Genomic DNA, 13553 nt, shown 5'->3' with positions numbered 1-13553 from the left:
CGATCCCTGCCGCCAGGGAGATCCGTCAAGTGGGGTCGACGCCGAATTCGCGGGCCACGATCGTGTTCGCCGCAGCAGCCGCCGCCAGCGGGTCGGTGCCCGCCAGCGTCTGCCGGGAGAGTTCGGTCAGCGGACGCTCCGACCATCCCGGGGCGACCGGATACGCCCGACCGCCCACGGGCAGCGCGGACAGTGCGGCCTGGATCATCGGATTGTCCGACGGCACCGCTCGATCCAGGCCACTGCGGACCGGAACCAGACGGGCCTCCGTCGCGATCCGCGCCCGCCAGCGGTCGGTGGCGACCAGGGAGAGCAGGTCGATCGCCGCCTCCTTGAACAGGCTGGCCGCCGACACCGCCAAGACCGTGCCGCGCACCCCGACGGCGGCCGGCTTGCCCGCCGTGCGGCCCGGGATCGCGAACGCGCCCAGCACCGGGCGCAGCGCCGGATTCGCCGCCACCACCGCGTCGTACAGCGACGCGTCGGCGATCACCGACGCGACCCCGCCCTTGGCGACGCGGGTCGTGGTCGCCGGGTCGTCGTTGCCCGCCCCGACCGCGTCCGGCGCGTACGACTGGAGGTGTCGGAAGAACCGGGCCCCCTCGACCGATCCGGGCAGGTCGAGCGTGCCGCGCCAGGCATCGCCCTCCTGCACCGCGATGGTCCCGTCGTCCTCCCACACGCACGAGGCCAACACCGGCCAGGCCCCGCCGGGTACGTACAGCGCGCGGTAGTCGGGGTTGCTCGCGTTGGCCTGGCGCAACTTCTCCAGGTCCGCGACCCAGGTCACCCGGTCGGTCGGCACGCCCACCTGCGCGGCCTGGAACAGCCCCTTGTCGTAGAGCACCACGGGCACGCCGGCGCCCAGGGGCAAGGCCATGATCCGGCCCCCCGAGGTGACCGCGGCCCGCACGGCGGGGAACCAGCTGCCGCCGTCGAACCGGCTCTGCAGCGGGGTCAGGTCCATCACCAGGTCGGCGGCCTTGAACCGGGCCAGGGCGAGCAGGTCGAGTTCGAACACGTCGGGTCCGCGGCCCGCGCGCAGCGCCTGTTCGAGGGCCTGGGTGTAGCCGGCCTTCGGCTGCACCCGAGTGCCGATCCGCACGCCGGCGCCGGTGGTGCCCATTTTGCCGAATTCCAGGCCGAGTTCGCCGAGCAGCGAGGCGGGGACCAGGCTCTCCGTGGTCCAGACGGTGAGTTCGCGGACCGCGCCGGGCACGGCCGGCCCCGGCGTGTGTGCCGTCGGACTCGGCGCCGTCGCGGACGGCTTCGGGGCGGTCTTGGGCGTCTTGTCGCCGCCCCGGCTCAGCGCCCATGCCGCACCGCCGCCGCCCAGGACGGCGGCGCCGGCCGCGACGGCGAGGAAGCCGCGGCGGGACTTGGCCCGGGAGGAGCCGGCGGCCCGGTGCGCGCGGGTGGGCGGTTCGCCCCCGGCGGGCGGCGCGGCGGGTTCGGTCCGGGCCGCGCGGTGGGTCCGGGCCGCGGTGGTGGGCGCCGCCGGTTCCGGCTCGGGGGCGGGCGGCGCGGCGGGGGAGGGGACGGTCGCAGGCGTGGGCTCGGGCTCGGGCGGCGGGGTCGCGCCGGGTGGCGGGGCCGGTACGGTGTCGGCCGCGTACGGCTCGCTGCCGGGCATCGGCTCCGGCGGCTCCCACGGGTTGGCCACCCGCTCGGCCACCCACGTCGCGGTGGCCGCGGGCAGCCAGCTCGGGCCGGGAGTGCCGGCCGCGACCCGGGCCACCTCCTCCGGAGCGGGCCGCCGGTCCGGGTCCTTGACCAGGCAGGCCGCGATCAGGTCGCGCAACGAGGCGGGCACGTCGCCCAGTTCCGGCTCGCCCTCGGCGACCCGGTCGGCCGGCGAACGTTCCTCGCCCCGGTCGAACGGGCCCGCGCCGGTCGCGGCGAACACCAGCACCGACCCGAGCGAGAACACGTCGCTGGCCGGACCCACCGTCAGATCCCGTACCTGCTCCGGCGAACGAAAACCGGGGGAGTCGAGCACGGTGCCGATCACCACGCCGTCGGCGGTCACCGACGAGCCCAGCGAGGCGTGCGCGATCCCGACGTGCGGCAGCCGGGGGCCGTTCGGATCGAGCAGCACCGCGCCGGGGTCGAGCCGCCCGTGGTACAGCCCGGCGGCGTGCAACAGGCCGAGCGAGGCGGCGAGTTCGCCGGCCAGCGTGCGCAGCGAATGGCCGGGGAGCAGGCCGTGCCGACGGACCGTCTCGGCCAGCGTCGGTCCGGGCACGTGCGTGGTGGCGTACCAGAGTTGCCGGCCGGTGGTGTCGGCGTCCAGGACCACGGCGGTGCCGGGACCGGGCAACCGTCGCGCGGCGTCCACCTCTTCGCCGAAGCGGGCGCGGAAGGCGGGATCACGCCCGAGGTCGGCCCGGATCACCCGCACGACGACGGGGGCGTCGTCGGGCGCGGCGCCCAGATAGGTCCGAGCCGTGGTCCCTTCGCCGAGCCGGCCCACCAATCGGTAGGCGCCAACGCTCGAAGGGTCCTCGTCGTGCAGCGGCCGCATGGCAGAAACTCCGTTTCGCTCACCGGTGTGAACGGTGCCGAAGTCTGCCATGAAGCGCGCCCGCTTCCGGCCACCCGTTCGGCGGCACCCCCGCCGAGCCCGTCATATCCGTAAAACACCGGGCGGCGCGCCCGCGAGCGGCCCGTCCATGCGGCGCGGGACCCGCGCACGGGTCCCGCCACACCTATCGCGACCGGGGCAGCCCCAGCCGGTGCTCCGCGATGTTGTTGCGCTGGATCTCGCTGGTCCCGCCGTAGATCGTGGTCACCGGCGCGTCCCGCGCGGCGTGGTCGACGAACCACGCGTCGCCCGGCTCGCCCAGCAGCCCCTCGGGTCCGGCCATGTCCAGGCACGCCTCCGCCGCCCGGTTGTACGCCTCGCTCGCGTACAACTTGGCGATCGAGCCCTCGGTGGTGGGCAGGCCGCCCGCGCTGGCGATCAGCGCCGGGCGCAGCGCGAGCAGCGCGGTGATCTCGTTGTCGATCGCAATCCGGGCCAGCCGCTTGCGCACCGCGGTGTCGTCCATCGCCCCGGTCTCGCTCGCCCATCGGGTGAACCGACGCAGCAGCGACACGCCCTGGTTCATGTTGCCGAACACGCCCCGCTCGTAGGCCAGCGCCACCTTCATCACCTCCCACCCGCCGTGCACCTCGCCCAGCCGCCAGCGGTCGGGCACGCGGACGTCCGCGAAGTAGGTGATGTTGGTGCGGTCGCCGCCCATCGTCTCCACCGCCTGGAAGGAGATGCCGGGCAGGTCGGTAGGCACCAGGAACATGGTCAAGCCGCGATGTTTGGCCACGTCCGGGTCGGTGCGGGTCAGCAGGATCACATAGCCGGCCTCGTGCACGAGCGTGGTGAACATCTTCTGCCCGTTCACCAGCCACACCGGCTCGTCCCGCGGGTCCCCGGGCACGCGTTCCGCGCGGGTGGCCGCCGCCGCGACGTCCGACCCCGAGCCGGGTTCGCTGTAGCCGAGCGCCGCGATCGCCTCGCCCCGATGGAACCGGGGCAGTACCTCGGCCAGATGGAACGCGCTGCCGATCTGCTCCACGACTCCCGCCACCAGCATGGTGTTGGCCAGCCCGTAGAACGGCGCGTCGGCCAGCCCCAGTTCGTCGAAGAAGACGTACAGCTCCAACGGGTCGCGCCCGCCGGCCCGTCCCGGCCCGGCCATGCCCTCGGCGATCACCCCGGTCGCGGCCAGCGCGCGGTGGAACTCCCAGTCGTGGAAGGTGCCGGTGCGCCGGGCCCGCTCGATCATGTCCTCGGTCAGGTGCTCGGCGACGAAGCCCCGGATCCACCGCCGGAACTCCTCGACCGATTCCTTGGGTCGAAAGTCCATCAGACGCCTCCCACCGCTCCGAAGAGATCGTCGGCCAATGCCCGGTACTCCTCGTCCGGATCACCCAGGACCAGCGGCCAGCCCCGGGCGCGCCGGAAGTAGAGCTGGATGTCGTATTCGAGGGTGACGCCGTATCCGCCGTGGAAGTGAACCGCGCGATAGGTCGTGGTCCGGGCCACCTCCGTCGCGGCCAGGAACGCCATCACCGCGAGCCGCCCCGCCTCGGCCGGGTCGCCCTCGTCCGCGCACCACGCGGCGCGCGCGGTCAGCAGCCGGATCCCGTCCAGCGGCCCGACCAGATCGGCCAGTCCCTGCTGGACCGCCTGGAACGCGCCGATCGGCTTGCCGAACTGCTCGCGCTCCAGCGTGTACGCCACCGCCGACTCCAGCGCCCGCTCGGCGAGCCCGACCAGTGCGGCGGCCGTATACAACTGCCACTTTCGGCGCAGCGCGGCGTGCCGCCGGGCCGCCTCCTCGCCGCGGGCCAGCACCACCCGCCCGCCCCGGTCGTCGCGCACGTACCGGTCGGCCAGCGGCGCCGCCGCGTGGTTGACCGGCCCGCTCATCGGCGCCTCGCCCCGTACCGCGACCAGTTCGTCCTCGTCGAGCGCCACCACCACATCCGCCACCGCGCCGCCGGGCACCAGTCGGGCCAGCCCGTCCACGGTCGGCCGCAGCGCCGGCGCCGCGATCAGCGTGCCGTCGGCGACCCCGGCGCACCATGGCGTGTCGAGCAGCAGCCGGGACGCGGCCAGGTGCGCGCTCAACGGCACCGGCGCCAGCACCCGACCGGCCTCGTGCAGCAGCAGAACCAGATCGGCGCGGCTCGCACCACCACCCCCGGCGCCTTCGGGCAGCGCCATTCCGGGTACGCCCATCGCGGCCAGGCGCCGCCACAGATCGGCCGCGAAGCCGAGTGGTTCGGCCGCGCGTACCACGGAAATCGGGCATCGGTCCCGGAAGAACTCCGAAAAGGCGCTCCGTACCGCCTTTTGATCTTCCGTCGGTTCAAGATCCACCGGCGACCTCCGTTCACACCTCACCGCTCGCACGAGCCGGCCGGCGCACGCTAGCCGGTGTCGGCGCACCCTTCCATGGCATCGCGGGGGCGAAGTGACCGATGTGCCGGAGATCTCGATCCCATGACATTACTTGCCGGTAGCTGACTGGCGGGTTGCTCTTTGCGAAGATCGGCTGCCCGAGTGACATCCGACGAGAACAGCTGCTTTCCGCCGTACGGTCCTGGGGGATCGAGCCGATCACCCATACGATCCGAGGAATAACGGAAAGCGAAGGGAGAGCCCGCTGTGCGTGCATACCGCCACGTGGCGCTGGTGTTGATCGCCTTGCTGGGTGCGGCCCTGATCATCTTCCCGCTGGCCGCCGGCCTGCCGAAGAAGACGCAGGCCGTCGACGACCTGACCAATGCCTTCCGGCCCGCCTTCACGCCGCAGGCCATCGAGCAGAGCCGGACCGACCTGGCCACCATGAACCAGATGCTGGAGCAACTCCAGGCGGAGACGCTGCCCGGACTCGCCCAGCAGGCCGGGATCCCCACGCCCTCGCTGATCAACCTGATGGGCACCACCACGCCCGAGGTCGGCAAGGGTCTCAAGGAGATCCCGACGATCATGCCGCGGTTCAACAAGCTCGCGGGCACGATGGACGCGCAGGCCGGGAACTTCCGCCAGGCCGACGACATCCCCACCGCGGACGCGCCGAACACCGCGGTCACCTACCTCTATCTGATCCCGGGCATCGTGCTGCTCGTGGTGGGCGCCGGCGGGCTGCTGTTCTCCTTCGTCGGATCGCGCGCCGTGGTGAGCACGGTGTGCCTGGTGATCGCCGCGGTGGTCGGCCTGGGCATGGTGGTGGGCACCCTCGCCACCGACGTGATCGGCAAGACCAAGGCATCCGAGAAGATGTTCACCGCGTTCCGGCCGACCTTCACCGACGCCGGGTACAAGCAGGCGCACGACGACCTGGACACGCTGGGCAAGATGGCCGTCGGGATGAAGACCAGGTCCATCCCGTCGATGGCCGCGCTCCTGCGCAAGCCCGTCCCGCAGTTCACCGCCGAGCTGGCCACGCAGTACCCCAAGGTCGGCAAGGGCCTCGCGGAGACCGACCGGATCCTGGCCAAGTTCAACGCCCTGGTGGAGAACATCGGCGCCAACATCGACACCTTCGACAAGGCGGACAGCATCCCCAACAAGGACACCGAGGTCTCGGTCATGCCGTGGCTGCTGCTCGGCCCGGGTGCGGCGGTCTTCCTGCTGGCCGGCGTCGCGCTGGTGATCCAATTCACAGGGCGCAGCAGCGGCTCCACCGACCCGAACGCGGGGGCGCCGAGGCAACCGTCCGGTGCGGCGGTCTGACCGCTCGACGGCGACGCAGCGGAACCGTCCGTCAACCGTGTGTCTAGGTTGTCCGGATTATTCCTGGTGTAGGACCAAAAGAAAGAAAAGACTGGTTCCCTGAATGTCCGGGAACCGGGTGTAAAGCGGCCCTTGGTCGATCGAAATGCACGTGCATCGGCGCGGTGCAGACGCAGAAATCGTCGATGCACGTGCATCCGGTCTTGCAGTTGGGGTCGGCATCCTCATAATGAAGTGTGTGCATGTGCACGCGCATGTGCATGGACGCTCTGTGAGGCGAGTCCTCTGGCGGCGTTCCCAACAGGCCGGGGACCAGTACCCGCTCGGAGGCACGGATGACCGTCGCGAGTCCCGCAGGGTTCCGGACGTCGACGTTTCAGTGGATGGAGCCTCTGGCCGGGGATATGGGCCCAACATCCGATATCGCGATACAAGCCCTCGCCGCACGTCGTGAGTCGGTCAAGGCCGCTCGTGACTTCACGCAGTCGGTGCTCGCCGGCTGGGGCGCCGCCTGTCTCGAGGACGACCTCGCCCTGGTCGTGTCCGAGCTCGTCACGAACGCACTGTGTCACGGTCTGGGTGCGGGCCGCGACGACGCGACGGATGTCGCGCACAACATCCAACTGGCGCTTTTGCGCAAGGGCGAACGTGTCATGTGCGCGGTGCAGGATCCGGGCGAGAGTCTGCCCGAGGCCCAGGCCGGCGGCGAGGACGAGGAATCGGGCCGCGGGTTGTACCTGGTGGGCTGCTTCAGTGATTCCTGGGGCTGGTTCCCGCTGAACGGTATGGGCCGACGCACCGGAAAGGTCGTCTGGGCGATGTTCGAGATACGCGGCTGATCCACACGTTCCGCAATATGGGGACCGCATTGCGTGGCGGCATTGTGTTGCAGCGAAGTGGCGAGTTTTAATTCACATTCGCCGGCGGCAACGAATGCGGCGGTATCCGAGTCACCCGACGCCAAGCGTTTACCCGTCGATCCCGTCGACGGGTTTTCTGCATTCTTACGCCCGTTTCGTCCCCGCCGGCTTAAGCAGCTTTTACGCTTCCTTTGAAACCTTGAGGAATGCATGAGCCCTCACGTGTGGGTGAACTCCGGCTGCGCTATCATCGCCGTTGTACGCTGCAAATGCATGGTCAGATGCACGTGCATGCGTAAGTCGGACCGGTTTTGGAAGAAATTGCGACGGACCGGGACGAAGGAACGACACGTGCCGCAACCGGGGGGCGGGCGACCGCCGTCGGGTCGCTCGGCGAGAGGTCCAGGAGAAGCGTCATGCAGGCAACGCACAACGGGGTATCGGCGACCGCGCTCGACGGGGTCACCTGGCAGAAGAGCCGCCGCAGCAACTCGCAGGGAAATTGCGTCGAAATGGCCGCGCTGCCGGACGGCGACGTCGCGGTCCGCAATTCGCGCCACCCCGACGGGCCGGCGCTGATCTATACGCGCGCCGAGATCGAGGCGCTCATCCTCGGGGTCAAGGACGGGGACTTCGACAACCTGCTGGCATGACGACCCGCCCGGGGCGCTCCACCCGGGTGGGTGTATCCGCGGCTGCGCCGGCCGAGGGACGGGGCGACCGTGTCGGTCAGTTCTCCTTGAGGATGCGCTGGAGCAGATCCACGCTCTTGTCCGGCGGCATACCGTCCACGCTCAACCGGTCCATCACCTCGGTGTACGCGTCCACCTCGTCCCGCTTGTCCAGATAGAGCGCGCTGGTGAGCTGCTCCAGGTAGACCACGTCGGGGAGGTCGCTCTCCGGGAAGCGCAGCAGCAGGAACGGACCACCCTCGGCCGCGTGCGCGCCGAACCTGAACGGCATGATCTGGATCGTCACGTTGGGCAGGGCGGCCATCTCGATCAGGTGCCGGACCTGATCGCGCATCACGTCCCGGCCGCCGATCGGGCGACGCAGGGCCGCCTCGTCCAGCACCACCCAGAGCCTGGGCGGCTTGTCGCGGTAGAGGATCGACTGGCGCTGCATCCGCAGACCGACGCGCCGGTCGACCTCGGCCGCCGACGCCGAGGGTTGTCCGGCGATCACCACGGCCCGCGCGTACTCCGGCGTCTGGAGCAGGCCGGGGACGAACTGCACCTCGTAGGTGCGGATCACCGAGGCGGCCTCCTCCAGGCCCACGTAGACCTGGAACCAACTCGGCAGGATGTCGTTGTAGTTGTGCCACCAGCCCTGGGCGTTGGCCTCCGCCGCGAGGCCCAGGAGGGCGGCCCGCTCGGTCTCGTCGCCCACGCCGTACATGGTCAGCAGATCAGCCACGTCTCGCTCCTTGAAGCTGACGCGCCCCAGTTCCATTCGGCTGATCTTCGATTCGGAGGCGCGGATCTCGTAACCGGCCTCCTCCCGCGTAATGCCCTTCGCTTCGCGCAGACGGCGAAGCTGGGAACCGAGGAGAATACGGCGAACCGTCGAGCCGCTCCCCGGCTGCGTTGCGGGCATCTGCTACCTCCGGCTGAATGGACCAGCGCATAGTATGCCGGCGCGTTGCCACGCGTCCTCGGATCATGGTTACAACAGCACTCTCTTGACGATGTGCCACCACCCACCCGGCTCGACCATGTGCCGCACACTCGGCTTGTCATGTTCGGGCTCCGGGCCCCAGCCGCCCATGCTCGCACAGGTGATACCACCTAATCGATGCCGTGGCACCGCGAATCCCCCTCTACTGCCGGGTAATCCGGAAGTTTCCGACGAACCGACGGCCCGATACGCACGCTGCGCGCGCGGTCGGTGACACGCGTCGCATCCTGCGCCGAGCGAGTGACGTGGGCGCACTCGTGCACTCGGGTGAAGCGGCCCGCATCCTTTCGGCCGAACTCGCAGCCGAAGGCGGCACGAAAGCACCTCGCGCCCGCGCCGAGACCACCCGAGAGGACGCCGACAACATCCGATTCCCGCTGTCGGACGGGCTGTCTACGGTCTTCACATGTCCTCCCCGGTACATTCCTTCACCTATCTGCGGCCGTCCGCGCTCGGCGCCGTCGACGGCTCCCCCTCCCTCGGCCTGCAGACCTGCGGCGGGCTCGGATCGCGCGGCCTGACCCCCTTCCCGCGCTTCTTCTCCGGCTTCCTGACCGCGCCCGAGGCGGCGGCCGGCGGCCTGCTCGCGGTCGCCGACGTCGCGGCGGCGCGCTACTACCAGCCGCTGCGGCCGGGTTCGCTGGATCCGGTGGTCACCGGCAACGGGGACCGACTGCGCTTCGAGTCGTTCTCCGCCTGCTGCGGCGTGCATGCGCGCCTCGACGTGCTGCCGGCCGGCATCGACGGCGAGATGTTCGGTACCGGCACCACCAACGTGGACGTCAACGCGCCGCTGCGCGAGGCGCTGGCCCGGGTCGGCGGCGCCGATCCGCTGCACTTGGCGGTCGGCCCCGACGACGTCACCGTCACCACCTTCGACGGCCCGGTGGTGGAGAAGAAGGTGCCGCTGCCCGAGCGCTGGTTGCGCGGCTTCGCCGAAGTCCAGGTCATCTCCGGCGGGTTCGACCTGCGCGCCGAGGTCGGCGCGGGCGAGGCGGTGCGTCTCCTGCGGGCGCTGCCGCGCGGGTCCCGGCAGGCGCTGTGGGCCGTCCCGGCCGGGCGCTCGTTGCGGCTGACCGCCCGCCCCGTGCCGGGCGCGGTGTGCCTGCCCGGGCCCGATCGCCTCCAGGCGCTCGCCAGGCTGCTGCGGCACGCGCTCGCACTCCGTATATACGGACCCGCCGTGCAGGCGCGCAGCACGGCCGTGTCGTCCGCCTGGGAGGTCGAATTGCCCGGCATGCGGCTGACGTTGACGCTGTCCCCGGATCCGGCCCGCGGCTTCTCCGGCGAGGGCGCGGTGCTCACCGGCCTGGCGAGCGAGACGAGCGGCGCCGACGCGGACCTGATCTGCGCCCTGCTGGCCTGGGAACCCCGGGTCGAGATCGGCGAGTTGGCCGCCCGCTCGGGTCTGGACACCGAGCGGGTGCGGGCCGCGCTGGTGCGCCTGGGCACCTCGGGCCGGATCGGCTACGACGTCGCCGAGGCGGCCTACTACCACCGCGAGCTGCCCTACGACACCGGCAGCGTGGAGCGGATGAACCCGCGCCTGCGCGACGCGCACGCCCTGGTCGCGGCCGGCGCCGTCACGCTCACCGGCGGCGAGGAGGCGTCGGTGCGCAGTGGGGACCGCACCTACGGCCTGCGGTTGGCCGGGGACGGCAGCTGCACGTGTCAGTGGTGGGCCGAGTATCGCGGCGGGCGCGGGCCCTGCAAACATCTGCTCGCCACGCAGATCGTCCGCGGCCGGGCCGGGGCCGACACGGGCGGCGGGGCGAGCGGCGGCGCGATCCCCGCCACCGCGAGCACCACCGGCACCGCGAACGGCGGCGCGACCGCGACCGCAGCCCAGGAGGCGAACCGATGACCGGCACCACATCGACCGGCGCCCAGCCCACCGGCGCCGGCCCGGCGGGCGGCGAGTCCGCGCGCGAGCCCCTGACGTGGGAGCGGGTGCTCGCGGTCGTGGACGACCCGGGCCGGCACATGGACAACCCCGCGCCGATCGTCGCGCTGTTCGCCGGCCGCACCGAGGCCGAGCGCCGCGCGCTGGTGCCCGCCTACAAGGAGGCGGTCCGCACCCGCCGCGACGGCAGCCCCGAGGTACGCCCGCTGCGTCCGCTGCGCCACGTCGGCGTCGCGCTCCTGGGCGGCCCCGCCGGCATCGCCCAGTGGCTGCTGCGCGAGGACATGGGGTGGCCCGAGAAGTTCGGCCAGGAGGCGATATACACGATCCTCGCCGAGCGCAACCCGGCCTGGATCCCCGACATCGCCACCCGCATGGCCGCCCGGCTGCCGCTGGATTTGTGGGGCAACCAGTGGCACGTGGTGGACGCCTTGGTGCGCGGCGCCGGGTTGCCCACGCCGACCACGCCCGGCTTCGTGCTGCGGTGGATGGCCGAGGTGGCCGGCCGATGGCGCGGCTCCGGCCGCCCGCTCGCCGAACACCTGGCCGCCGACCGCTACTTCCCGGACCTGCTGCCCGCGCTGTTCGAGGTCGCCGGGGTTGGACAGAACCTGGACACCCCCACTACCGGACCGAACGCCGTGCGGCCCGGCTGGGACACCGCGCTGGCCGCGCTCGCCGACGCGAAGACGATCCAGCGCGACGTGCTCCTGGACGGCTGCCTGTCCCGGCTGCTGCGCGGCGAACGCCCCGGCGCACTACGCGGGTTCGTCCGCCTGCACGAGGCGCTGGCACCCACCGACGACGAACTCGCCGCCCGTGTCGAGGGCTACCTCCGGCTGCTGCCCGACGCGCCCTCCACGGTGGCCGCACTCGCCCAGGCCGCGCTGCGCCGGGTGGACGGCGCGGACCTGCTTGATCCGGAGCGGATCGCCGAGGCGAGTCGCAGTGCGCTCTTCCGCGCCGAGAAGACCCTGGTACGCACCCAACTCACCTGGCTGGGTGCGGCGATCAAGCGGCACCCGGAGCATGCAGGCACCCTGCTCGCCACCGCCTGCACCGCGTTCGGCTCACCCGCCGGTGACCTCCAGGAACGCGCCGTCGCGCTGATCGCCAAGCACGTCCGCACGCTGCCGCCCGACCAGGTCGACCTCGTGCTCACCGAGGTGCGCGACGCGCTGCCGATGCTCGGCGACGCGATCCGCCCCGAAGCGGCCGCGCTGATCGGGGAAAGCGGGGCACCCGAGCCCGAGTTCGTGGTCCCGCTCGGCCCGCCGCCACCGCGCGAGCTGCCGCCGCCGATCTCCTCCATGGCCGAACTGGTCGAGGAACTGGCGGTGTTCTTCGGGAGCACCCCCAACCCGTGGGTCAATCCGCGCGGCCAGGCCACCGACCCGCTCGCGGTGGAGCGGATCGTGGCCGCCCTGCTGCGCGAACACGCTCGGGACCGCGAGGCGTTGCACACCGCGCTGTTTCCGCTCACCGAGCAGCACGGGCACATCGTGCACCAGCAGTGGTTCGCCCACCAGGTACGGGGCGCGGTCGGCGCCATGGTGGCCGCCGCCACCGGCCACGGCGGCCGACAGGGCTGGTTCCGCAGCCTGTTCGGCAAGGGCGACGCGGCCGAGCACGACCTGATCCCCGGCGAGACGCGCGACATCGAGCGGATCGCCCCGCCGCAACGTTTCCTGCTCGCCCGGCTGTACGAGGTGGGCACCCGGTTGCGGGTGCCGCACTCCGGCCCTTACCTGGCCGAGATCGCCGACGCGGCCGGCTTCGTGGACCCCGAGGCCCTGGTGGCCGGCCTGGAGACGTGGGAGGCGTCCGGGCACAGCCCCTGGCGGCGCGACGTCGACCAGGCCCTGCTGCGGCTGCCGTCGCACCTTGGCCCCGCGCTGGTCGCCCGTGCCGGCCGGCTCACCTCGCCCGCGGGCCGCCGGGTGGCCCGGACGATGGCGGCCGGCGGGCCCGCCCCGGGTGTGATCGGGCGCGGTCGATTCGACCGGATCCACCGCGAATACTCCGCACCGAAGGGCGGCTGGGTACACAGCGACGGGCCCCTGGCCACGGTCGCCCCCGGCGCCCCGGACACCGTGCCGGAGACCGCGTGGGCGCTGTACGGACTGGCCGACCCGGGCGCCGCCGCGCGCACCTCGGCCTGGTCCGAGGACTCCGGGCCGGACCTGCACTGCTGGCCGCTGCTGCTGCCCCGGGACCGGGACGTGATCGCGGCGCACCTGGCGATCTGTACCCAACGCGGCATCGACGGCACGAGCCGGGGCGCGGAGGTGCTGCCGGCGTTGGCCGAGTCGTTCGGTCCGCTGGGCCCGGGCATGTCGTTGGCCCTGGCCTACGCGCTGGGCGCGCAGGCCGCCGAGGACCGCACCGGCGCGGTGGACGCGTTCGTGACGCTCAGCGCCCGGGACGACGCGTGGGACACCGAGGCGCTGGGCCGCGACTTGGGCGAGGCGGTGCGCACACGCGGGCTCAAGACCACCCGCGTGGTGGCCTCGCTGCGCGACGCGGCCCGGGCGGGCGCGACGGGCACCGTCTGGGGCACGCTGAGCGGCTTCCTGCCGGACCTGCTCGCCGGGACGAAGGCCACCGGGCTCGGCGACGTGCTCGCGCTCGCCGCGGAGACCGCGGCCGGTTCGGGCGCGCGGGGGGTGTCCATCCCCGGTCTGGCCGAACTCGCCGATCGCAAGGGCTCGTCCCGGGCGGTGGTGGAGGCACGGCGACTGCGGAAGGTGCTCGACGGCGACACCGGCTGAGCCGGACCGGGTGCGCGGTGCCGGACGGGTCGGGGTCGACCCGTCCGGCACCGCGGCGTCGGCTCGCCGAACCGGTGCCCGGCGTGCGCCCGGGGCGG

At 72.3% G+C, this 13553-nt stretch carries 9 protein-coding genes; 5 read left to right on the top strand and 4 right to left on the bottom strand.

The window, feature by feature from the left end:
• Positions 1–25: 25 nt before the first annotated feature.
• The 3 genes from ACFXKZ_RS38820 to ACFXKZ_RS38810 all read right to left on the bottom strand — a co-directional run bounded on the left by ACFXKZ_RS38820 (position 26) and on the right by ACFXKZ_RS38810 (position 4885).
• Entirely contained in the window at positions 26–2524 is a 2499-nt protein-coding gene (locus ACFXKZ_RS38820; RefSeq protein WP_380008135.1) for a protein kinase, read from the bottom strand.
• A gap of 184 nt (positions 2525–2708) precedes the next feature.
• Positions 2709–3866, bottom strand: coding sequence for an acyl-CoA dehydrogenase family protein (locus ACFXKZ_RS38815; RefSeq protein ID WP_380008132.1), 1158 nt, complete (start codon positions 3864–3866; stop codon positions 2709–2711).
• Complete coding sequence (locus ACFXKZ_RS38810) at positions 3866–4885, bottom strand: acyl-CoA dehydrogenase family protein (RefSeq protein ID WP_380008129.1); 1020 nt, start codon at positions 4883–4885, stop codon at positions 3866–3868. Before ACFXKZ_RS38810 ends, ACFXKZ_RS38815 begins: the two co-directional genes overlap by 1 nt.
• A gap of 288 nt (positions 4886–5173) precedes the next feature.
• Here ACFXKZ_RS38810 and ACFXKZ_RS38805 point away from each other — a divergent pair, with 288 nt between their 5' ends.
• The 3 genes from ACFXKZ_RS38805 (at position 5174) to ACFXKZ_RS38795 (ending at position 7757) form a co-directional block, all read left to right on the top strand.
• A complete protein-coding gene (locus tag ACFXKZ_RS38805; RefSeq protein WP_380008126.1) occupies positions 5174–6244 on the top strand; it encodes a hypothetical protein in 1071 nt (356 codons plus the stop codon).
• A 383-nt stretch (positions 6245–6627) separates the two neighbouring features.
• Positions 6628–7083 (top strand): ATP-binding protein, encoded by a 456-nt coding sequence (locus ACFXKZ_RS38800; protein ID WP_235618757.1) that lies wholly within the window; start codon positions 6628–6630, stop codon positions 7081–7083.
• 437 nt (positions 7084–7520) lie between these two features.
• Positions 7521–7757, top strand: coding sequence for a DUF397 domain-containing protein (locus ACFXKZ_RS38795; protein ID WP_020554482.1), 237 nt, complete (start codon positions 7521–7523; stop codon positions 7755–7757).
• A 76-nt stretch (positions 7758–7833) separates the two neighbouring features.
• Here ACFXKZ_RS38795 and ACFXKZ_RS38790 read toward each other — a convergent pair whose 3' ends face one another.
• Complete coding sequence (locus ACFXKZ_RS38790) at positions 7834–8700, bottom strand: helix-turn-helix transcriptional regulator (protein WP_126643644.1); 867 nt, start codon at positions 8698–8700, stop codon at positions 7834–7836.
• A gap of 487 nt (positions 8701–9187) precedes the next feature.
• Here ACFXKZ_RS38790 and ACFXKZ_RS38785 point away from each other — a divergent pair, with 487 nt between their 5' ends.
• Both ACFXKZ_RS38785 and ACFXKZ_RS38780 read left to right on the top strand, forming a co-directional pair.
• On the top strand, positions 9188–10645 hold the full coding sequence (locus ACFXKZ_RS38785) for an SWIM zinc finger family protein (protein ID WP_380008122.1): 1458 nt from the start codon (positions 9188–9190) through the stop codon (positions 10643–10645).
• A complete protein-coding gene (locus ACFXKZ_RS38780; protein ID WP_380008119.1) occupies positions 10642–13455 on the top strand; it encodes a DUF6493 family protein in 2814 nt (937 codons plus the stop codon). Before ACFXKZ_RS38785 ends, ACFXKZ_RS38780 begins: the two co-directional genes overlap by 4 nt.
• The last annotated feature ends 98 nt before the right edge of the window (positions 13456–13553 follow it).

This window comes from Embleya sp. NPDC059237, from assembly GCF_042754105.1.
Taxonomy (GTDB): domain Bacteria; phylum Actinomycetota; class Actinomycetes; order Streptomycetales; family Streptomycetaceae; genus Embleya.
This window is presented reverse-complemented; position numbering and strand designations above follow the sequence as displayed.